The sequence below is a fragment of the Paenibacillus sp. J2TS4 genome (assembly GCF_018403245.1).
Classification (GTDB): Bacteria; Bacillota; Bacilli; order Paenibacillales; family NBRC-103111; genus Paenibacillus_L.
Genome location: NZ_BOSH01000001.1, coordinates 883,964 through 905,967, shown reverse-complemented (window position 1 = coordinate 905,967; position 22,004 = coordinate 883,964). Strand labels below are relative to the sequence as shown.

The following is a 22,004-nucleotide window of genomic DNA, read 5'->3' as shown; positions in this document are numbered from 1 at the left end:
AGCTCTAGTTGGAATTAGGCGCATCCCGCTCCCCTGCTCATATGAAAACCCATCACGGCTTCGTAAAAATCCTCTCGCTGTGCTCCTTCACATTTTCCTTCGTCGTGTAATGTCCAAACTGCGCCGGAACATAGATCGTATCGTCTTGGAACATATAAGCCAACATCATCCGGCCGACGCTGTTTCTGTAATGCATGGAGTCATAGAAATTTCTGGGGTCGGAGCTGATCGGCGTATAGCCCGAAAAATCCCAGAAGTCCGTTACTTCAGCGAGTTCGGCCCAGTACTTTTTTAAATCCTTCAAAGAATAGCTTTCCAACTCCATATTGGATGTGGCACCGGCCACGAAGGTGAAGCTGATCCCTTTTGCCTCGCAGTATTCCTTCATCCGTCTTAACGTCTCCACGTTCTGATGCATGGCGGAGGCGTCAAGCCTCCCTACAGGAACGGCATAATCGGGATGATTGGCCAGGAAGTCTTCGATGCTCCCCAGCTCTTCCGCATCCCGCTTCACTTTGTTATAAACTCCGTCCTCAGGCTTGATCTGAGTAAACTCGTCCGGATCTACCGCCCTTCTGGCCAAGCCCTCCAGCTTGGAAAAGCTGTATTTCGGGTGAAGCGTTAAATAACGGAAATAAAAACCGGCGGGCGATTGTCCGGATACTTTGGCATGCAAGTTCTTCTTCGGATCAAAGGTCTCGGAATTGACGTTATAGTGGTTGATCTCCTGCAAGCTCATATGAAGAACGATATTCTTGACTTCATAATGCTCCGCGAGATAATAGAGAGTTTTCTCATAGTCATGGAAATCCCCTCCGTACATCAGCATGCTGTAAAATTTCGCATCGCCGTAATATTGATTCAGCAGTGCCGGGTCCAGCGAGCTGGACTTCGAGCCCCCGATGACATAAGAATCATAACGCTCATGATACTGATCCAGGTAAGCAATCTTAGCGAGGCGGGGATTATTGACCATATTATAGGAATGCCATTTCAGCAGCTTGTCTCCGAACACGCCGAACGGGTCCACAACATAATTGAAGAGACCGAGCAAGACGGCGGTCGCCAGCATGGCGCCGCCGAAGATAACTGCCCACTTGCGGAATGTCATGATACCCACCTCAAAATTGAAAATATAGAAAATCGGATACTTCTGTCATATGGAACAAAGCGAGCACAAGCAGAAAAGCCGCCCAAATCGCATGCTTACGGCTCGGGACGAAGTTTTCCGTCATTTCTCTCGTATTTTTGACAAACAATGCGATGCCCAGAGATATAATCAGCAGAAGGATAGGATACAAGTTAAAGGCGATAAAAGAAGCCAGACGCATTCCCCAATCCGCAGCATCCAAGACTTCCTGAATATTAAACAGCTTGCGGAACACCTCCACGCTCTGTGCAGCTCCTGACGAAACGAACAAAATTCTCGTCCCCACAATCCCCGCGAAGGTCATGGCCCATGCCAGCAGAAAAGGAAGGCGCAGCTTATTCCGGGTCATATAATGGGCCGCGCAAACGAAGATGCCGTTGATGAGTCCCCAAAGGACAAAGTGCCAGCCGGCTCCATGCCATATCCCCGAAACCAGGAAAGTCACAAGCACGGCCGAATAGAATCTTCCGCTTCCGGCCCCTTTCCGGTAGATGCTGCGGAAGATGTAGTCGCCAAGAAACCTGGAAAGCGTCATATGCCATTTCTGCCAATACTCCCGGAAATTTCTCGCTTTATAGGGCGAGTCAAAGTTGTGCGGCAGCCGGATTCCGAATAACCAGCCCAAGCCGATAGCCATATCCGCGTAGCCCGATAAATCGAAATAATACGACAGAGTATAGCTGACAACCGCCGTCCACCCCGTCAGCGGATCCGCTCCCGGCAGATCGGCCAGGAAGGCTTCCGCATAGGCGGTTAGCGGATCGGCCAGCACCAGCTTCTTGGCGCAGCCGATAGAGAACAGATACAGGCCCAGCATAACGTCGGCTTTGTTAAAGAACGCCTGCCTGTGCTGATTCAGTTGGGGAATAATATCTCCGTGATGAACGATAGGCCCGACGATCAATTGCGGGAAGAAAGTAATAAATACCAAATAATCGATGACCGAATGCTCCTCCACTCTGCCCCTATAACAGTCCACCAGATAAGCAATCAGTTGAAACGTGAAGAAGGAAATTCCCAACGGCAGAACTATGGACTTCAAGGTGAGCGATTGGCCGGTGAGCGCGTTAAGGTTTTCTATAAAAAAGTTGGTGTATTTATAATAGCCCAATAACGCAAGATTTTGAGCCAGCCCGACAGCCAACAGAATCCGCTTGGACCGACGCGACTTCTTGTCCGATCCGTCCAGCCTTCGAATCCTGCCACCCAGTGCATAGTTGAACAGAATGGCCGCCACAAACCATAGCACGAACTCGGAGCTGCCCTGGGCATAAAAGTACAGGGACGCTGCCACCAGCCATAACTTGGCGGAGGAATACCTTCTCCAAATGACCAGCAGCCGGTAAACAAACAAAGTTACGGGAAGAAAAACAAAAATAAAGCTGTAGGATGAAAAAATCACGGAAGAAGTCCTCTCTAACCTTCATTTTGCCGCCACAGTGCCGAAATAGATATTCGGCTTGAAAAAGTCAACAACCGTCGACCTTCCTACTATAGGCGAGCCTGAGAGGGGACAGGTTCATTCCATTAACCGCCTCAGCTAAAATCTCGTAGATTAATTGTCATGCTTATTGATAGATTTCGATAAATGATAGCTATCCGGGAGAGACAAATACCGGGGAAAGCTACTAGTTGAAAATAATAGAAATTGAGAAAAGCGTTTAGTTCGAACGGTCCGCCGCACGCGTATAAATACAGCAAATGCTTATTACAGACAAGTATAGAGGAGGGAAAATACTAGGGTAGATTCGTACTCTTATTCATAGGAAATGAAGAAACTAGATGGTGACAAAAAAGGGAGCCTCTGAATATATCAAGCAGAAATGAGGTTAAACAGATGAATGATTTAATGGTGCCCCTTACGATCATTTCCTTTTTATTCACGATAGCCTTTATTTTCTGGCGTCCCCATGTGAATGAGGCGATCCCGGCAACCGTTGGTGCGATCATTGTTTTGCTTAGCGGCAGCGTGACTTTGGCAGACCTGGGAATAATTACAGAAACGATAGGCGGGGCCGCCGTCACTATTATGGCGACAATCGTCATGGCCATTGTTCTGGAAAGCTTCGGATTTTTCCATTGGGCTGCGGAAAATTTAGCCATCAAAGCTAAAGGATCCGGGATCCGCCTGTTCTGGTACACGAATCTGTTATGCTTTCTTATGACCTTATTCGTCAACAACGATGGGAGTATCTTGATTACAACACCGATCCTACTCTTGTTACTCCACTACCTGGGGCTGAAAAACCAGCAAAAAATACCTTATCTAATCTCTGGAGCATTAATTGCCACAGCCTCGAGCGCCCCTATAGGAGTAAGCAATATCGTTAACCTGATAGCTTTAAAAATAGTAGACATGGACCTGTACATGCATACAGCGATGATGTTCGTCCCGGCAACACTCGGGCTTCTCCTGCTAACGACTCTGCTTTTTCTCACCTTCTATCGCGTCTTGCCGCGTGAGCTTCCCGGACCGACGCCGGGATACTGGAATTTCTCCCATGCCTCAGGCAACCACCCATTAAAAGACAAGCAGCCGCTCATTTCCAGTGAAAATCGGACCCGATTCATGCGTAATATTTTAATCTTTGTCTTTGCAGTTAGAATTAGTTTATTTGTAGCTTCATACTTTCATTTCCCCGTTCCGTTAGCGGCTGTCATTGGTTCGGCCTTATTGCTTGGCTGGCGCTGGTATTATCTCAAGATTACACCCGAGGATATGATCAAAAAAACACCTTGGAACATCCTCGTCTTCGCCTTCAGTATGTATGTAATTATATACGGTCTGAATAATATTGGCTTGACCGACATGCTTATCCAGTTCCTGCAGCCGATCGTCTCCGGAAGCCTGCTGCATGCCAGTGTCCTTATGGGAGGCCTGCTGTCAGTTCTGTCCAATCTGTTCAACAACCATCCGGCTTTAATGGTCGGAACGCTTGCCTTGACCAATATGGACCTGGATCCTCTTACGCTTAAAATTTCATACTTGGCCAGCGTCATTGGCAGCGACATGGGCTCCCTGCTCCTGCCTATCGGAACGCTTGCTACGCTGATGTGGATGCACATTCTTAAGAGAAATAAAGTAAAAATAAGCTGGGGAGATTACTTGAAGGTCACTTATGCCGTCATCCCGATTACAGTGGTGTTCACTTTGGTCGTTCTTGCTTATTGGGTCATATGGATTTTCTGACAAGGGCTTTCGAGAACTTCAATATTGAAGCTGGCTGAGGTTGAATGATTATGGGATATAGATAGCCGGTTATGCTAAACTAGCTTAGGAAGTAGATCTTTAAGTAAAATTTCTACCGTCCGAATAAAATACTAGCCGTTCCGATCATAAATTCCAATTATTTGGAAATAATACGAAGAGTAAATTGCAGAATAATACGGAGAACACTATGGAAATAAAAGTACTCACGTTTAATATTCATCATGGCCGAGGAACGGACGGGAAAGTGAATTTGGAACGGATTGCCCAGGTCATTGAGGCATGCAATGCGGATGTCATTGCGCTTAATGAAGTAGACAAGCATTTTGCAGGCAGAAGCGGCTATATAGATCAGGTAAGCTGGTTATCGGAGCGATTGGGGATGAACCGGGTTTTTGGTTCGGGAATAACCAGAAAACCTTCAAGAAGAACTAACTTCATCCCCCGGCAATACGGGAACGCCGTTCTTTCCCGCTTCCCTATTACAGAGCATAGAAACTACGTTTTTGCCGTATCGCCCATTAATTTGGAGGATCGGGCTTTGCTGGAGGTAGGTCTGCTTATTGAAGGACAACCACTGAATCTGTACGTTACTCATCTCAGCCTGACTCCTTATATCCAAATGAAGCAGGTAAGCTTCATTTTCAATCAACTAGCGAATGTAGAACAGCCTCTGATCTTATTAGGGGATTTCAATACAAGACCTCAATCCAAGGTATGGAGAAGTTTAACAGCGAGGCTTACAGATGTTTGCCATACGGCTTGTACGACTCCTTGCCTGACTTTCCCTTCGTTCCGGCCCAAAGTACAACTAGACTACATCTTTATCAGCGATCATCTGCACGTGACCTCAGCAGAAGTCGTCCATCTGATGCCTGTCGCCTCAGATCATCTGCCTGTCCAGGCAACTATAAAATTTAAATAACACAGCAGCACCGACATTAAAACAGACGACTTTCCATGTAATAAAACGGAAATTTTTGTTAAATTCACCCCCTTCCTCCCCTATTTGGGGGAGGTTTTTTTATCTGCATGTAGTTTATAATAGCGAGTGCAAGCAATATAAGAGCGGATTTGCCCTCTCTATAATGGAATGAGATATATGAGATCAGAAAAAATATTGGAGGTGGGAAAATTGAAGACGATCGATATCCGCAAAATTTTACTCCAATTAGATATCCCTTTTGAGTGGTATGAACTGTTCTTGCAAGAGAGTGGAACGGCTATGGTTTCATTGAAGTCAACCAACTCAACAGGCGATGCGGTCATTGGATCGGCGAGGGCTTGTATTCCAATGCATAGAAAGCTTCGCGAAGAGCCGACACCGGATCTGTGATCTGCTTATGGTATTCGTCGACTCTGTCTTTAAGGCGTGACAATTCATGTTCATTGTTCCATTGGGTGAGTATTTGATTCTCAACCCCCTCACTACTATCGTCCAAGTAAAAAACTAATTGCTGCCGCAGCAGATGCTGCAAGTTGAATTCTTCCTGTCCCGGTAATGAATGATAGACAAAGATCGGGATTTTTTTGTACAAGCATTCGCTAATCGTCACCCCGCCTGGCTTGGTTAATATTGCATCGATTTGACCATACAAAGAGTTCATTTCCTGTCTCGATTGAATATACGGCATCGCTATGATTTGAGGATGTTTGATATTCCGAATATATTGATACAATGCCTCATTCTTGCCGCAAAGAACGGTATAGTTCACTTTCCCGGTCTCTCCAATAGTATTAATGATTGACTTAATCGCCCCCGCCCCAGCGCCAAGATTTCCACCGGTGATCAATACGGATATAGGGGATGGAGATTTGGAATAACTCTCCTTCGGAAGGCTCATCAGTTGGGGATGAACAGGAATGCCCGTTACGATAATTCGCTTAGTTTGAACGCCTCTCTCCTCCAACCATTCTTTCGTATACAAATCAGGTACAAAATGGTAATCGATTTCTTCTTTGCCCCAAATATTATTAACAAAAAAATCCGTATAAACATTAGCTACCGGAATCGAAAGATATCCCCTCTGCTTCAATTGACTCAATAAATAAGAAGGTAGGGAATGAGTGCAAATAATAAAATCAGGCTTCTTTTCCTGAACTAACTTTTGCATGAATTTTAAGAATAACTGTTCGTATATAAAATATCTTTTTATCTTATTCGGATTCACACAATTTTTTCGATAAATCCAGCTATAAAAGTACGGTGCGGAATGAATCCATTTCAAATATATAGAAGATACTAATGTTTCCATTTTTCCATAGCTATAATGTAAAATATCGACTTTCTCGCAATCAATAGACGAGTCAACCTGCTTAATGTGCTCGATTATGGCATCCGCCGCTTGATGATGACCGGACGATATTTTTAAAAAAGGAAGTAACAAAATTTTCTTAACCATAAACAGCCCCCGTTGCCGAACCCTGCGCCCGATTTTCTATAATATATACGGGATATCTGGTAATAATACAGGAAGTATAATCCGGATCACTAAAGTTATCCTTTGGTACATACAGTTATGGCAGAATCAGCATTTTGTACATTAATGCTAACCAAGTAAAATGAAGGGCGGATACCGTTGAAAAAAGTCATCGTTCTATTGGTTGATTCTTTGATGCCAGATACGCTGGAGGATTGTATTCGTCATAAAACGGTTCCGGCACTACAATTTTTAATCACGCGGGGAAGATACTGGCCCCATTGTGTTACCGCGTTTCCAACCATGACCGCATCCGTCGACAGCTCCCTGCTTACAGGAGTGTATCCGGATATTCATCGGGTACCCGGACTGATCTGGTACAACCCGGAAGAAAAAACCATTATCAATTACATTAATGGATGGAAATGCATCCGCAAGCTGGGGATCGCCTACTGTGCCCAAAATGTTCTATACAATTTGAATGAAAAGCATCTGAGCAAACAAGTATCTACTGTATTCGAGGAACTGGATAAAATGGGAGTCACTTCTGCTTCAATTAACGCCATGGTGCATCGCAGCAGCAAGAAGCATCCCGTTCAACTGCCTTTTCTGGTGAAGCTGGCCACTGGATTTAAGCTTCAGCAGGAACTATCCGGTCCGGATTTCCTTACGTTGGGTGCTATGGCGGATACGAAGGTGAAGCAGCATATTCCCAGCCGTCTAAGAGGAGGGGCCCGATTATATGGAATAAACGATGAATATGCGGTAAGTGTAGTTAAGCACCTTATTAAATCGGGCCATCAGCCAGATTTTATGCTCGTCTATCTGCCGGACAACGATCATGAGGTTCATAAGAATAATCCCGCCCATGCGGAAAGCTCGTTGATTCGTGTCGATGGACATATTCAGGACCTTCTAAATACGTTCGACTCGTGGGATCAGACCCTGGACCAGAACATTATTATCGTCATTAGCGATCATGGCCAGACGCGTATTGGTAAAAGCAAAGAATTCAACATTGATCTTGACGAATTGCTGAAATCATTTCACGTCTTTCAATTGGGTGAACGTGTGTCCAATCAGGATCTTATCGTATGCAACAATGAGCGAATGGCCTATATTTATCCATTAAGACCGGCGATTCAGCATGAAATTATAGAGACGCTCGTTACGGAAGCCCGATGTGATCTTATTGCTTGGAAAGAAGATAAGGGTGTCCGAGTCAAGGAAGGAGGATCCGGACGGGAGGTTTATTTCGCCAAGGGAGGGTCTCAGAGAGATGTTTACCATTCCGCTTGGACTATTGTCGGAGAATGGGAAGTATTAGATTTGCAAAAAGATGGGGACCTGTTCCATTATCGGGATTACCCGGATGTTCTGTCCAGGCTATATGGAGCATTGTACTCCCAAGACATCCCCATGATCGTCATTACAGCTCGCCCCCGGTATGAATTCAAAAGCCGCTATTACCCCACTCATTTGAACGGAGGCAGCCATGGTTCTTTGCATAAATACGATTCATTAATCCCCCTTATCATTGCCGGTACACAGCATCCGGTCAAAGAACCCCCGCGGCTGATCGATTTAAAACAGTTTGTTATGGAACTGTTCAACGAAAGGGAGCCGGCTCCATGAATTACCGCTAACAATTCATTCCCCCTCATTCTATACTGGTAATATAGAAAGGGGTTATTTTTACTATGCTATTATTCCTATCTATAGGGGTTGTTGCAGTCGCACTAACAGCTCTTCTATACAAAGCTTATACAAATACCCGGCAAGTGATGATCAACAGGATCAACGTGGATATCGGGCCATCCTATGAAGATCAGTTTGAGGCTGGAAAAGAGATCAATGTTTTGCAGCTCTCCGACATGCATCTGGAAAATATATCGATTTCACCTAAGCAATTGTACGATAAGCTTAAGGATGAGCAAATCGATCTCATTGCCCTTACCGGGGATTTTCTCGATCGCAAACGGAGCATTCCCAAATTAATTCCCTATCTCCAGGTTCTTAACCGCCTGAAGGCCAAATATGGAATCTACGCTGTATTCGGCAATCACGATTATGTGTTAAAGAGGCAAGATTTCCATTCCCTTAAGAAATTGTTGGAACATTATGGTTGCAGAACGTTGCAAAATGAATGCGATACGATTTGGATTAACGGAACAACCGTTAATATTATCGGAATAGATGACTTTAGCACAGAACGGAGCCAGGTAGGTAAATCCTACAAAGGAGTTAACAGGGGCTACCGCCTTGTTCTTACCCATGATCCGAACATCGTTCTTCACATGAAAAATTTCCATTATGATTATTTGCTTTCCGGTCATTTTCACGGGGGACAAATTCACTGGCCCAAGCCCTACCACTTGGTTAAGATGGGCAAGCTAGTTAAGATGAATATGATTAAAGGACTTCATGTTTATGACGATAAGCCCTTCTATATCAGTGAGGGCTTAGGACAAACCGGTCTAAATATTCGGCTGGGAAGCCGGCCGGAGATCACCATTCATCGACTGCCACTTCCAGTGCCAGACCTGTCCATATCCTCCCGTGAAAAAACCCAGGCGGCGATTTAAAATGACCTGAAGCCTCGGAAGGCTTCAGGTGAAATAATTTGCGTATTTGGAAATCAGGGTGTTTTTAGACAAAAATAAATAGGCAGGAACTTGTTTTCTTAGATTTTTTAACGGCTGATTGGCGGACAAGAAGTAAATGGGCAGCATCGTTAAAAATTTGATCCATTTATAACAGGAACTTGTAATTTGCACCGTTTCAAAACCTAACCCGCCACAGCCTCTGTTTAATGTCGTTATACCGATAACCCCTTTAACCTTATCGTATTCGGGGTGGTTGATGACATACATGGCGAGATCGGGTAACGATTTCTCGATGATCCGATAAAGATGTCTGGCCCTGGCTACTTCATTTTGTATGGAGAACATGCTCTTTATAAGATTGACATTATGGAGATGAATCTTCAGCAAGGTATCCCCCTTATTAATGGGCGTCCCATCGGATAAAGTTATATTCCGGCCTCTATACGATGTGAGCCGCACCCGGAAGATGCTGCAATTTCGCCCGCCTTGCCCTACATACCTTAATCGGGTGCAAGCATAATATAAGGGATCCATAAAATTCCAAATGGACACGGCAATCCATCTTATCCACATGACCCAATTCCCCTTTAGAAATAGTGATGCTGTTATTTTCTCTTGAGAAATTAAAATTCATAGATGGAAATTATAGTGGAATCTCCCATACCTCGCTAAATAACCTTCCATCAACAAATGGACCCTTTTAGGGTCCATTCGTAGTTACATCTGAGCATTACAAACCATTCCGCGGCATTTAGCACTGTTCATAGCGCAAGCTTGATTACAAATTCATGACGATAATTCGCTCCTCCGTCATTTCCTGAATCGCGTACTTTGGTCCTTCTTTGCCCCATCCGCTTTCCTTGACGCCTCCATAAGGCATCAGATCCGCACGGAACTGGGAAGCGTCGTTAATCATAACTCCCCCGACATGAATCTCACGGGCCGCCTTGAACGCCGTGTTGATATTCGTCGTGAAAATTCCCGCCTGCAGACCGTAGCGCGACAGGTTAATCCTTCTAATGCAATCGTCCAAATCGTCGTAGACGGCAATGCCCACTACAGGAGCGAACAATTCTTCACAAGAAACTTTCATTTCATCGTGTACTCCGGTCAATACCGTTGGCTGGAAAAGCGCTCCGTCACGTGTCCCTCCGCATCCCAGAAGCGCTCCTTGTTCCACCGCTTCCGTTACCCATGCTTCCGCCCGCTGCGCTTCCTTCTCACTGATCATCGGACCGATGTCCGTCTGACTGTCATAAGGGTCACCGACACGCAATTGCTTCGTCGCTTCGACAAAACGGCGGACAAATTCATCATGAACCTCGCGGTGCACATAAATGCGCTGCACCGAGATGCATACTTGCCCGGCGTTGCCAAAGCTTTTGCCGACGCACATGTTGATCGCAAGGTCCAAATCGGCGTCCTGATGGACAATCACTGCCGAGTTGCTGCCCAGCTCCAGCAGCACCTTGCGCAAGCCGGTCGCCGCCTTCAGCTGCCTGCCGACGGAAGGGCTGCCGGTGAACGTATATAAGCTGATCCGTTCGTCCTTGGCCAGCCAATCGCCGACCGTAGAGCCGGAGCCGACGACGACGTTCAAGTAGCCTTGCGGAAGACCGGCTTCGACTAGCAGCCCGGCAAGTTTAAGCGCCACTATCGGCGTTACGCTGGCAGGCTTGAGCACAACCGTATTCCCTGCGGCCAATGCCGGCCCGATCTTATGTGCCACCAAATTTAACGGAACGTTGAAGGGCGCAATCGCGCAGACGACTCCGACCGGAACGCGGATCGTAAAGGCGATTCTATTCTCCGCGCCGGGAGACGCTTCGACGGGAACCCCTTCTCCTTGAATCCGCTTGGCCTCCTCAGCCGATACTTCCAAGGTTTGGGCAGTTCGTTCTACCTCCACCAAAGCTTCCTTCCACGTCTTGCCGACTTCTCCGGCAATCGTATGCGCAAAGTCTTCTTTTTGCGCAAGCAGCAATTCGCTCGCCCTTTTCAAAATTTCATAACGCCTATAGGGAGGCAGAGGGTTCGTCTGAAAAGCCTTCAAAGCCGCAAACACCGCCTGATCGACCTGCTCTTTGCCGGCTACGGATACAGCTCCCATTGCTTCTCCTGTAAATTTATTGAGCACTTCCAGAGTCTCCCCGGTTTCCAACCATTGCCCGTTAATTAAAAGCGGATAATGCTTCAGCATAGTCAGTTCCCCACTCCTTCGTTTCTTTGTTGTTTGAATCATCATTGGATGCTTCCGGCTTCCGTCCACTATTTCTTCCTTTGACTGCTTCTGCGGTTCGTGCCGTTATGCTTTGCCCGCGCTGCCGAACAAGCGGATTTTTTGCTTAACCAGCGCTTTTACCCGCTCTGCCCCCATCCGTCCCAGCGGATAGACATCATGCTGGGGACCATGCACTTCCAACGCTTCACGCACCCCGTCCGTATAAGCCGCTCGCAGCTCGGTATCCACATTAATTTTGCTAATCCCGTTAGCAATGGCGAGCCTGATTTGATCGTCGGGAATCCCCGAGCCGCCATGCAGTACAAGTGGTATGCCCAGCTTATCCGCAATGGTCCGCAATCGGGGGATGTCCAGCTTGGGCTCGGTTTTGTACAACCCGTGAGCCGAACCAATGGCTGCGGCCAGCGAATCAATTCCGGTCGCCTGATAGAACTCCAGCGCTTCAGCCGGGTCCGTGTGGAACGCATCCTTCTCATCCACGGACAGATCGTCCTCGACGCCGGCGATTTTCCCCAGCTCGGCTTCTACCGAGACGTTAACGGCATGGGCCGCGGCCACCACTTGTCTGGTTACAGCCGCATTCTCGGCAAGAGGCAAGTGAGATCCGTCATACATGACCGAAGTGCAGCCCGCCTGAATGGCCTGGATGGCCTGCTCGTAGCTTTTGCCATGATCCAGGTGAATGATGACCGGGACATCTGTCCGTTGTCCGTAGAAGCGGATTGCTTCCACAAGCGGCGCAAACCCGCAGTAACGGATCGCCCGCTGGCCAATTTGAATCAATACCGGAGCTTTTTCTTCCTCAGCGGCTTCGAGTATGCCCTGAATCATATCCGCATTATGGGCACTGAACGCCCCAATGGCATATTGACGCTTTCTGGCGTCCTCCAACCATTCCTTCCCTGATACCAACTTCATCTGTCCAACCCCGTTTCTTCATAAATCGTCTAAAGCTGCCTCGTCCATTCTTATGCTCCAAACCGCGTACCGGCTTACCGGTGCAGGTGAACCCGGTAAGTATAGCGATCGGAGCGGTAATCGGTAAAGGTATACTCGATCGGCATCCCGTTCAGGGCATACGTCACCCGTTCCATTCGCAGCAGAGGATCACGCTCTTTGATGTTGAGCAATTGGGCGTCCTTTTTACTGGCGGCTGTCGAGCTGATTCCTTCATCGGCGTCCCGCAGCTGAATTCCCTTTTGCTCCAGCACCGTATAAAAAGCGATATTCTCCAAATCCTCCTGCAAGAACCAGCGCCCGATCTCAAGCGGCCAATACGTTCTTTCAATCGCAATCGGCTCCCCGTTCGCCAGCCGAATCCGGCGAATATGAAGCACTTTCTCTTCCTTGCCGCCGAGCAAACGGTCTTTCACGATCGCCGGAGGATCAACCTCCCCGATTTCCAGCACTTTGGCGCTGGGCGCAAAGCCTTTGGCCATCATCTCCTCGGTAAAGCCTGTCAATCTCCCCAGGCGCTCGACGAGCTTTGGCTTACACACCAACGTGCCTCGCCCCTGCTTCTTTTCCAGCTTCCCTTCGTTGACCAGCGCCGTCACTGCCTCGCGGACGGTAGTCCGGCTTACTTGATAGAGTGCGATCAACTCATTCTCCGTCGGGATAAGCTGACCCGGCTGCCATTCTCCGTTTTCTATTTTAGCGTCAAAAATTTCCTTCAGCTGATGATACAACGGTATCGGCAGCTTCGGATTCAACATCGGTTCCATCATTAAACCCCTCTCCAGAGCGTGTCTATACGATTCATACCGAGCTGAGATTCAATCGTCTATAAGGCGCCTTCTGCCCGATAAAAGGCTTGAGCCACGCTTTATGCCGCTCACTGATTCGTCCGCCGGCGGACAGATCGAGTGGATCAAAGTTGCGTTCGATCCCGGCTACCTCATCGAACGGCGCCGAATCGACATCCCATCTGTAAGGTTGATCGCTCAAGCGGACGATCGTCACCATACATCCGCTGGCTCCTTCCAGCAGCAGGCTTGCTGCTCTTCGTCCGACCGCCTCGGCCTCGATCTGGTCCTGCTGCGAGACAGCGAATGACGCGCAGCGCTGCAAGATGCCCAAATTTTCATAGCGGCAGGCTAATCCCAGCTCTTTACTAATCGTTTCTGCAATTGTGGACCCGATTCCTCCCAGCGCCTGCAAACCTTGACCGTTTTTTTTCCCATTGGCAATCCCCTGCGCCCGAATCGGCTGCCCATCGGCATCCTTCAATCCTTCGCTGGCCACGACCAGACAGCAGCCCAACTCCTCGTAAACATCTTTAACCTCTTTCACCATTCGCTCAAAATCAAAGGGCTTCTCCGGAATGTAGATCAAATGCGGCGCATCTTCTTCTTTTTCTTTAAAGTAGCCGGATGCGGCGCTTAACCAACCTACATTGCGGCCCATCGTCTCGATGACGCGCACCTGCTCGAAATTTCTCATCGATTGAAGATCGGCCCAAATATCCCGGATCGCATGAGCCACGAACTTCGCGGCGCTGGGGAAGCCCGGAGTATGATCGGTGACCCGAATATCATTATCTACCGTCTTGGGGATTCCGATCACCTGCAGCTCATAACCCAGCTCCTTAGCCGCTTGCTCGATGCTGCGGCAAGCCCACATCGTCCCGTTGCCTCCGGCCAGAGCCAACGCGCGAATGTCATGACGCCGGAGGGACTCCAGACAGGACAGCAGGTCTTCCTGCGACAAAGCCTTGCGTCCGGCCCCAAGCGCCGCTCCGGGCTGATCCTTCAGCCATTCGAACGAGTGCCGCGTATCCAGCTTGAAGAATCGGCCTTCGCATAAGCCAGACATGCCATCGACGACACCGAACAGCTCCAGCCGATTTTCCTCGCCTTGAAATTGCTCGCGAAGCTCGTTCACAAAGCCGAGCAAGCTGCAATTGATAACAGCCGTCGGACCGCCCACTTGAGCGATGGCGACCCGCAGGCGGTTACGTTGCCTAATGCCAGTAGGTTTCTCCATCATCCTAATAGTCACGCCTCTCCAAGCACGACCGGACGAATGTCCAGCCAATCGCACAGTATGTTCATTTCTTCGTTGATATCGGCGTACACTAACGAGTAGTGCGGCTCAAAACCTTGCCTCATCAGTTCTTTCATCAAGGGCACAACCGGCTGGCGGAAGCCGACCTCCACGCTCGTTCCCCAGAATTTCTGCGGCTCGTCGAGCGCGTCGCCCTTCATCATCAACATCCGATACTCCCCGGGGCGGCTCGGATCCGGCCCCAGACGATGAATGGATACCTCCCCCGGCTTCAGGCCAAATTCAAGAGTAAAGCCCAGCTTGCGGTTCGGATGCAAGCCGGCCACCGCTCCCGTATCCGGCCGTGCCAGCGAGAAGGCTCCCGCTCCGCAATGCCAGAACACGCCCGAATCCTTCGTCTCATCGATATGAACGAGGTCGCCCAAATACGGGGCGCTTCCGCAGAGCTGCCGCTGGATGTGCATCGTAATCGCTCCATGAATATCCGCTTCACAAGAGGCCATCACCCCTTGATCGATTAGACTGGAAACGGTCGAGCAGGCGGCTGCCCCATAATCTGTGAAAAATTCCGGCCAGCAACGGACAGCGACCATCGCAATGCCCAGCTCCTGAATTTGCTGCTGCAGCGCGGTTTGGAAGCGCGCGAATTTCATTACGCCTTCCGGCGGTATCAGCTCCAGTCCCTTAACTTGACCGGAGACGGCTTCAACCGCCGCCTGCGCCTCCGCTTCGCTTAATTCATTAGCGCGATCGAACGCCTGCCGAAGATCCAGCTCCACTATTTGCGGCCCCAGCTTGGCCAGCATGCCCGCATCAGCGCCTGAGAACAGGAAGCCATCCGGCTGGTCGCCGATCACGCCGATTTTTAAACGGCTCAGCTGACGGACGAGCGAAAGCACCTTCAGTTGGCTGCCGAGCTCGCGAGCCAGTGCTTCCTCTGCCGGATTGCCGAACAGCAGCGCGAATTTGCGGCCCTTGGCCACTAATGAATTCGCCAAATTATTAATTCCTGTCATCGAGTTCAACGATAGACGGGTACCGTTAACGCGAGGCTCGCGAACGCCCCACAGCAAGATCGGCGCCTCTGTCGCATCCATAATCTCCAGAATGAATCTGGCGTCGATGAATGTAGTGGCCTGAACAAGGACCGCATCCAGCTCTGTCTCAGCTGCTGCTTGACGCAGGAAGGCGCCTGCCTCCTCCGGAGACATCAGCAATCCCTCCGGCAAACGACAGCCATCCACCTGCTGCTTAAGCAGCTCGCACGATTGAGCAAAATAAGTATTGGCCGTTTCTATATCAAATGTTGGCCTAGCCAAGGGGAGAAAAGCCAAATTCATTGTCAGCATCGTTATTGTCCTCCTTCTGTGTGACCTTGCCCTGCGGCAAACGGTTATCCTTTGACCGCTCCGGCAGTCATTCCGGCTACAAAATAGCGCTGCAAGAGCACATAAGCCAGAACCATCGGCCCGGAAGCGATGACGACACCGGCGAAAATGGCGGGGAAGTTGGTTACATATTCCCCCTGAAATTGCAATAATGCCAGCGGAATCGTCTTTTTCGTTTTTTCTGTAATGAACAGCAGTGGGTACAGCAGGTCGTTCCAGACCATCACGAACAAGAATATAGCGGTCGCTGCTACAGATGGCATCGATATGGGTAAAACCACCTTGCGGTACATGACCCACTCGTTGGCCCCGTCCAGATTGCTCGCTTCCAGCAATTCCTTCGACATGGAGCTCATAAAGCCGGAAATGATGAAGACGGCGACAGGAAGATAGACCGCAATAGAGACGATAATGAGTCCGGTCAGGCTATTGGTCATCTTCAGCTTGTAGACGAGCGCATAGAGCGGAATCATGTTGACCTGGGACGGAACCATCATGCCCAAGGCGAACAAACCGTAAACGATAAAGCCTTTTTTGCCTCCGATTCGCATGATGGCATAAGCGATCATGGTGGAGAAGAACAGAATGAAGAACACAGTGGAGACCGTCACCACCACACTGTTCATAAAATACAGGCCCATCGATTGCTGTTGAAACATTTCCAGATAGCTGTCCCATGTGAACTGCTTGGGCAAGCCGACCGGATTGGAATAAAATTCCGTCGATTGCTTAAACGATGTGATGAATACCAGAGATACCGGTATAATAATCAGGACAGCAAATAGTAGCAGGATCAATCGTTTTCCCCATTTAAGCACCATCAGACACCCCTCCTAGTAAGAAACCTTGCTGCCTCTCAAAATACGGAACTGCAGCAGCGTAATGAGGGCAATAATAAACATGAAAATGACGGAACCGGCCGAGGCATAGCCAAATTTATAATTTTGGAACGCCGTATGATATAGGAACGTCGACAATATTTCCGTAGAATAAGCGGGACCGCCGCCGGTCATGGCAAAGATAAGATCGAACGCCTTGAAAGATTGGATGGTCGTATAAGCGACAACGATCGTCGCAGAAGGCGCGATCAGCGGCCAGGTGATTCTCTTGAAGGTTTGCAGGCGGGTAGCCCCTTCAATCCGGGCTACTTCGTACAGATCCTCCGGTATGGCTTGAAGTCCGGCGATAAAGACGACCATCATTTGCCCGGTATGCGCCCATACCTGCACGAAGGCGATGGAGTAAATGGCAATGTCCATGTTGCCAATCCAGTTCATGGCCAGGGCATCCAGACCGATGGCGCTGAGCGTGCGGTTGATCAGTCCCATGTTCGGATCGTACATAAACGACCAGATAAAAGCGACGGAAATCGACGCGATAATCGTAGGGAAGAAATACAGTGCCCGCAAAAACACGCTGCCTTTGGAGTTCTTCACCAGCAAAACGGCCAAGAGGAGCGATAAAGCGGTTTGAACGATAACTACGCTAAACATAAACTTCAGATTGTTGCCCAGCGCTTTCGTAAAAACTAGATCATTAGAAATCATATTCGTATAATTATCGATCCCGACAAAGCTGTACTCCGGGGACAGACCGTCCCAATCGGTAAAAGAATAGTACAAGCCGCTAAGCGTCGGATAAACAAAGAAAATCAAATACAGCAGCATGCCTGGTAAAAGAAACAAATAAATCGCTTTGCTAGTTTTCATCGGTGACCTCCTGCGGGTTTGCAGCTCCCCCCTTTTTTATCACTTCCGGGTGCATACGAAGCGATAAATCGTCCGCGACAGAAGGACAGCGGTCCGGCGAATGCCGGAAACCGCCCCCTTCCAAGTCGGGTGCTGCCAGTTACTTATTGGCCAGTTTCAACTGCTGATCGACGACAGCCTGGGCTTCCTGGGCGGCTTTTTCCGGATCAATTCCGGCGAGCACCGCCTGGATCGAGTTGGTGACGGCTTTCTGAATTTCGCCGTTCATTATAAAATAACGGGGCTGGAAACGCGTTTTCTTATCCATCCATACCGCAGTATCCTGCAATTCCTGCGATGTGTATTCGACGCCCTCAACCGTCACGTGCTGCCCGGTTTCGTTGGCGTACTCCCCGGCAATGTCTTTGCGGCTCAAAAATTCAATGAATTTCTTGGCTTCCTCCGCATGCTTGGATTTGCTGTTCAAAGCCAGCATGAACGTCGTGGTGTGAATTCCTTCGTACTGAGCCTCATCTGCGGGTACCGTGATCGGCGCGAGCAATTGCTGTTTCAGATTCGGATTCTGCTCCTTGTTGGTAGCCAGCATGTACGAACCGGTTGCCAGCATGGCGGCTTTCTCTTGGGCAAACAAAGCGCCGGCAGCGTCTTTCTTCGTACCTAGCGAGTCTTTCTGGAAATAGCCTCTATCATTCAATTCCTTGAATTGCTCCAGAGTCTTGAGCCACCAATCCTCTGTCAGCTTGGCCTCCCCGGCCTCCAGCTTCTGGAAAATGTCTTCGTCCGGCGCATTATTCATCATCATCGGATTCATAAACTGACCCGGCCCGATATCCGATCCAGGGAACGCAATCGGAGTGATTCCGTTTTCTTTCAGCTTTTCACTAACCTCCAGAAAACCTTCCCAATCTTTAGGCGGCTCGAGATTGTATTTTTCGAAAATACCGACGTTATAGATAGGCATGTTGTAGACGAGCTGCAGCGGAATAGCCAGCTGCTTGCCATCTTTGACCCCGACTTGAATCAGGTTCTCGTTATAGTTGCTGACGAATGGCTCGTTGGTCAAATCCGTGAACAGCCCCGCTTTGGCAATCGCTTCGAACTGAGCGCCTGGGAAAGCGGCAAACACATCTCCCGTCGTTCCGTCCAGCAGCTTGGCTTGCGCTGTAGACTGGTATTGCTCGGATGGATAAATATCCATCTTCACTTTAATTCCCGGATTTTCACTCTCGAACTTCTCGATCAGCGTGGCGAATACTTTCGCGTCCTCTCCACGCCAGTGGATGAAGCTGATCGATACATCCTTCTGCCCGCCCTTCGAGCCGCCCTTCGAGCCGTCCTTGGAGCCGCCATCTGTTCCGCTTCCGCCGCCGCTGCCGCAAGCGGTGCCCAGAAGCATGACGCCTGCCAACGTTAAGGCGAATGCTGATTTTCTGTTTCTTGTCATTCTGAAACCCTCCCTATGATCTTTATAACAACCATCCGATGCCAGGAATGCGGTTAAAAACCGGCCGCAAAGCCATCAAGCTGCTTTTAGCCATTTTGACATTCATAATAACATCATGATGTTTACGCTTACAGTATAGAGACGTTACCCGATTGTTGTCAATGCATTTTTGCAAATTAATTTTAAATGGAGGGCCCGGCCTCTTCCTTTGCCCGGATCTTAAACGCGTGCCCGTCAAGGCGCGCCTTCGGAAAGGCGCACGTTTCAGTAGAGATGCCGGCTTCTGTCAGGCTGTCGAGGAGGCCGACGACGCGGAGCGTGTTCCCGCCTGCTTCAAGCGTGAGAACAAAAAGTGCACAAAGAGGGCGAGCGGATGCTGAAGCAGCATCGCAATCATGACCGGAATAGCGGCTTGCGGAGTGAAATACAGTTGGGCAATAACGATCCCCGCCGTATAATTGCGGACCCCGCCCGAATAGGTCAGCGCGATTTCCGCCCCGCTGCCAAGCTTCATCGCCCGCATCGCGGCCCAGCTAAGCGCGTAGCCCATCACCATGAGGCCGCCAACGGTCAGGACCAGCTTCACCACTTCGCCGGCCAATTGTGTTATGGATGCCGCCATCGCCGCCGCATTGAGCAAGACGATGACATAAAGCGTCAACTTCGAGGACAAGCCCAGGCTAAGGCGCAGAGTCTGCCTGTCCTTCCGGCGCAGCCATATGCCGACGAGCATCCCCGCCAAACATGGCAGGACGACCAGCTTGACAACTCCCCAAATCAGCCCTGCCGCATCTATCGAGACGGAAGTGCCGAGCAGCAGCCACAGCGTGAGCGGAAGCAGCAAAGGACTGAGCAGAGTATCCAGGGTCACCATTCCTATCGCAATCCCCGTGCTGCCCCGGCTCATCGTTACCCAGACGATCGCGGTGACACCGATCGGCAGGATCATAGCGAGCAGTGCGCCCAGCATCAGTTCATTATCGCGGCCGTACAGCACACTCAGCACGCCATAGCTGAGCCAGGGCGTAGCCGCATGCACTAAAGCAAGCAGAATCACAATGGTCCAAGGCTTGCTGCGCAGCTCGGCGAACTGCTCTTTGGTCACGTTGATCGACGAAACGAACGTCAGGTACATGAACAGGAACGGCACTGCCGGGACGTAGCGCTCTAAAGCGCCGGAGGCTTGAAATCCGGCGAATAACACGACTGGCAGGATGACAATAATCCAGCGCTCCAACAGCCGGTTGGTCGCCGCCAATGCACTCACTTTCATCGGATAAGGATACCCGGACGGCTCCAGACACGGCCTCCGACGACCACTTCCATTTGCGGAAAGAGCCCCGTTCCTGTCAATATTTCATTTCCATCCTCACCTACGAAGATCGTATCCTCCGACTTGACTCCGGCAATAGACGGATTCCAGGCGTAAATCGAGGACGATGCTACCGGATAGGCATCCCCCGGAGTCGCGATCCGTTCCCGGCTGGCGTAACCCGTCAAGCCGCCCTGATGATGAAAGGCGATTTCCTCGGCAAAACCGGCCTCGCGATAATAGCCCTCCAATTCGCCGTACAGCTCTCCCAGAGTACGGCCGCCCCGGGTCGCATCGATGATACGCGCATCGATTTCGACTACGGCGTTATGCTTGCGCTTCAGCCTGGCGGAGGGCTCCCCGAAGTGGACCAGCCGGGTAGCCGAGGCGATTCGCCCGTTCTGCCGGGCGCAGACGACCAGCATCGCGTAAGCGTCCAGTGTCTTGGCCGTCGGCAGCGGGTGCCTTCGCGTGAAGATGCGCTCGTCCACCGCGATCAGATTCACAATCGGCTCCAGGCCGCGCTCCCAGCATTCGCTGGCAAGCAAACCGGCGATGGCGAACTCCGATTGCCCTCTCCTGAGCTTCTGCGCGGCCTGCTCGATGGCTTCCCCCGTAAGGCGGCCCAGCGTCCGCCACGCCTTCAGCTCCTCCGGTCGAACCGCTGTTCTCAACCGGAGGAAAATAGCCTCCAGCTCGGCATCGGTACGGACGCACGTCATCCCTTCCGTCAGCTCTTTCACGAGGCTTCCTCGCTGTTGCGGCGAGCTCCAGGGCCAAATCTGCAGCTCCACCTTCTGCTCGAAGTCCGGGGCGGCAGTTTCCTCATCAAGCAATCTCCTGGCCTCGATGTTATTGACGAGCAGATGACACGTCCGGCTTGTGACGAGCAGCAGGCTGCAGGCGGCCTCTGATGCCGTATTGACGTGGCTTCTCCCTCCGGTAAGCCAGGATACGTTTTTTTGCAATGCTATCTGGACCGCCTCGACGCCTTCTTCCTCCATTGCCGAGCGCAGAGCGGCTACTCGTTCGCTGAATTCGTCATTATATTGTTGGTTCATCATAAGAAGTTTTCCCCCATCTCGTCTGCGGGCGTAGCGTTATCGTCTAGCATAAGTGCTGGCTTTCATCACGTGGCCTCATCACTTGGCTTATCATCACTGGCCTGGCATCACTGGCCTGGCATCGCTGGCCTGGCATTACTTGGCTATGATTACTTGGTCTATCATCAGGTTGCATCTCGTCATCTGAGCTCGCATCTTCTAATATCTCTTGCCAGATTTCACATCACCTGATCCGGCCAATAGAGTACAATGGACTTTTAATTCATCTTTCCCTTCAGATCATTAGAGTGCATTTGTACACCCTAATTTCGTCCTTTTTCGCTTTTGAGCCAATAGAGCGCGTTTGTGCACCTTAATTCTGAAGAAATTCGCATTTTTGCAAAAAATACAAGATTAAAGAGCATTTTTGCACCCCATCCGATCTAAACTAATAATCGCCGAAAACGGAGTGCATT

18 protein-coding genes are annotated in these 22,004 nt (G+C 49.8%); 4 read left to right on the top strand and 14 right to left on the bottom strand.

Annotated features, from left to right (window positions below; all coding sequences use genetic code 11):
• Positions 1-52: 52 nt before the first annotated feature.
• Together KJS69_RS03925 and KJS69_RS03920 are read right to left on the bottom strand one after the other, a co-directional pair.
• On the bottom strand, positions 53-1,111 hold the full coding sequence (locus KJS69_RS03925; protein WP_213581672.1) for a hypothetical protein: 1,059 nt from the start codon (positions 1,109-1,111) through the stop codon (positions 53-55).
• Between the two features lie 10 nt (positions 1,112-1,121).
• Positions 1,122-2,552 (bottom strand): MBOAT family O-acyltransferase, encoded by a 1,431-nt coding sequence (locus KJS69_RS03920; protein ID WP_213581671.1) that lies wholly within the window; start codon positions 2,550-2,552, stop codon positions 1,122-1,124.
• A gap of 435 nt (positions 2,553-2,987) precedes the next feature.
• Between KJS69_RS03920 and KJS69_RS03915 the strand changes: the two genes are divergently transcribed.
• Together KJS69_RS03915 and KJS69_RS03910 are read left to right on the top strand one after the other, a co-directional pair.
• Positions 2,988-4,340 (top strand): ArsB/NhaD family transporter, encoded by a 1,353-nt coding sequence (locus KJS69_RS03915; protein ID WP_213581670.1) that lies wholly within the window; start codon positions 2,988-2,990, stop codon positions 4,338-4,340.
• A gap of 208 nt (positions 4,341-4,548) precedes the next feature.
• Positions 4,549-5,283 carry an endonuclease/exonuclease/phosphatase family protein gene (locus KJS69_RS03910; RefSeq protein ID WP_213581669.1) on the top strand — a complete coding sequence of 245 codons (735 nt, stop codon included), beginning with the start codon at positions 4,549-4,551 and terminating at the stop codon, positions 5,281-5,283.
• Between the two features lie 340 nt (positions 5,284-5,623).
• On the opposite strand, the gene KJS69_RS03905 is transcribed toward KJS69_RS03910, so the two are convergent.
• The gene (locus tag KJS69_RS03905) at positions 5,624-6,760 is read right to left on the bottom strand and encodes an MGDG synthase family glycosyltransferase (protein ID WP_213581668.1); all 1,137 of its coding nucleotides are present in this window, start codon (positions 6,758-6,760) and stop codon (positions 5,624-5,626) included.
• Positions 6,761-6,937: 177 nt separating this feature from the next.
• Here KJS69_RS03905 and KJS69_RS03900 point away from each other — a divergent pair, with 177 nt between their 5' ends.
• A complete protein-coding gene (locus KJS69_RS03900) occupies positions 6,938-8,413 on the top strand; it encodes an alkaline phosphatase family protein (RefSeq protein ID WP_213581667.1) in 1,476 nt (491 codons plus the stop codon).
• 56 nt (positions 8,414-8,469) lie between these two features.
• On the top strand, positions 8,470-9,363 hold the full coding sequence (locus KJS69_RS03895; protein ID WP_249730357.1) for a metallophosphoesterase: 894 nt from the start codon (positions 8,470-8,472) through the stop codon (positions 9,361-9,363).
• 24 nt (positions 9,364-9,387) lie between these two features.
• Here KJS69_RS03895 and KJS69_RS03890 read toward each other — a convergent pair whose 3' ends face one another.
• From KJS69_RS03890 to KJS69_RS03840, 11 genes are all read right to left on the bottom strand, one after another.
• A complete protein-coding gene (locus tag KJS69_RS03890) occupies positions 9,388-9,957 on the bottom strand; it encodes a YkoP family protein (protein ID WP_249730338.1) in 570 nt (189 codons plus the stop codon).
• A gap of 205 nt (positions 9,958-10,162) precedes the next feature.
• Complete coding sequence (locus tag KJS69_RS03885) at positions 10,163-11,584, bottom strand: aldehyde dehydrogenase family protein (RefSeq protein WP_213581665.1); 1,422 nt, start codon at positions 11,582-11,584, stop codon at positions 10,163-10,165.
• Positions 11,585-11,689: 105 nt separating this feature from the next.
• Complete coding sequence (locus KJS69_RS03880; RefSeq protein WP_213581664.1) at positions 11,690-12,544, bottom strand: class II fructose-bisphosphate aldolase; 855 nt, start codon at positions 12,542-12,544, stop codon at positions 11,690-11,692.
• Positions 12,545-12,618: 74 nt separating this feature from the next.
• Complete coding sequence (locus tag KJS69_RS03875) at positions 12,619-13,353, bottom strand: GntR family transcriptional regulator (protein ID WP_249730337.1); 735 nt, start codon at positions 13,351-13,353, stop codon at positions 12,619-12,621.
• Positions 13,354-13,384: 31 nt separating this feature from the next.
• Entirely contained in the window at positions 13,385-14,614 is a 1,230-nt protein-coding gene (locus KJS69_RS03870) for a diphosphate--fructose-6-phosphate 1-phosphotransferase (RefSeq protein ID WP_213581663.1), read from the bottom strand.
• An 8-nt stretch (positions 14,615-14,622) separates the two neighbouring features.
• Positions 14,623-15,981, bottom strand: a complete 1,359-nt coding sequence (locus KJS69_RS03865) for a hypothetical protein (protein WP_213581662.1) — start codon at positions 15,979-15,981, stop codon at positions 14,623-14,625.
• Positions 15,982-16,025: 44 nt separating this feature from the next.
• Positions 16,026-16,841, bottom strand: a complete 816-nt coding sequence (locus KJS69_RS03860; RefSeq protein ID WP_213581661.1) for a carbohydrate ABC transporter permease — start codon at positions 16,839-16,841, stop codon at positions 16,026-16,028.
• A gap of 12 nt (positions 16,842-16,853) precedes the next feature.
• Positions 16,854-17,729, bottom strand: a complete 876-nt coding sequence (locus KJS69_RS03855) for a carbohydrate ABC transporter permease (RefSeq protein WP_213581660.1) — start codon at positions 17,727-17,729, stop codon at positions 16,854-16,856.
• Between the two features lie 139 nt (positions 17,730-17,868).
• Positions 17,869-19,173, bottom strand: coding sequence for an ABC transporter substrate-binding protein (locus tag KJS69_RS03850; RefSeq protein WP_213581659.1), 1,305 nt, complete (start codon positions 19,171-19,173; stop codon positions 17,869-17,871).
• A 286-nt stretch (positions 19,174-19,459) separates the two neighbouring features.
• On the bottom strand, positions 19,460-20,446 hold the full coding sequence (locus KJS69_RS03845; RefSeq protein ID WP_213581658.1) for a bile acid:sodium symporter family protein: 987 nt from the start codon (positions 20,444-20,446) through the stop codon (positions 19,460-19,462).
• Positions 20,443-21,549, bottom strand: a complete 1,107-nt coding sequence (locus tag KJS69_RS03840) for a M24 family metallopeptidase (RefSeq protein ID WP_213581657.1) — start codon at positions 21,547-21,549, stop codon at positions 20,443-20,445. The genes KJS69_RS03845 and KJS69_RS03840 overlap by 4 nt, the downstream gene beginning before the upstream one ends.
• Positions 21,550-22,004: the final 455 nt, after the last annotated feature.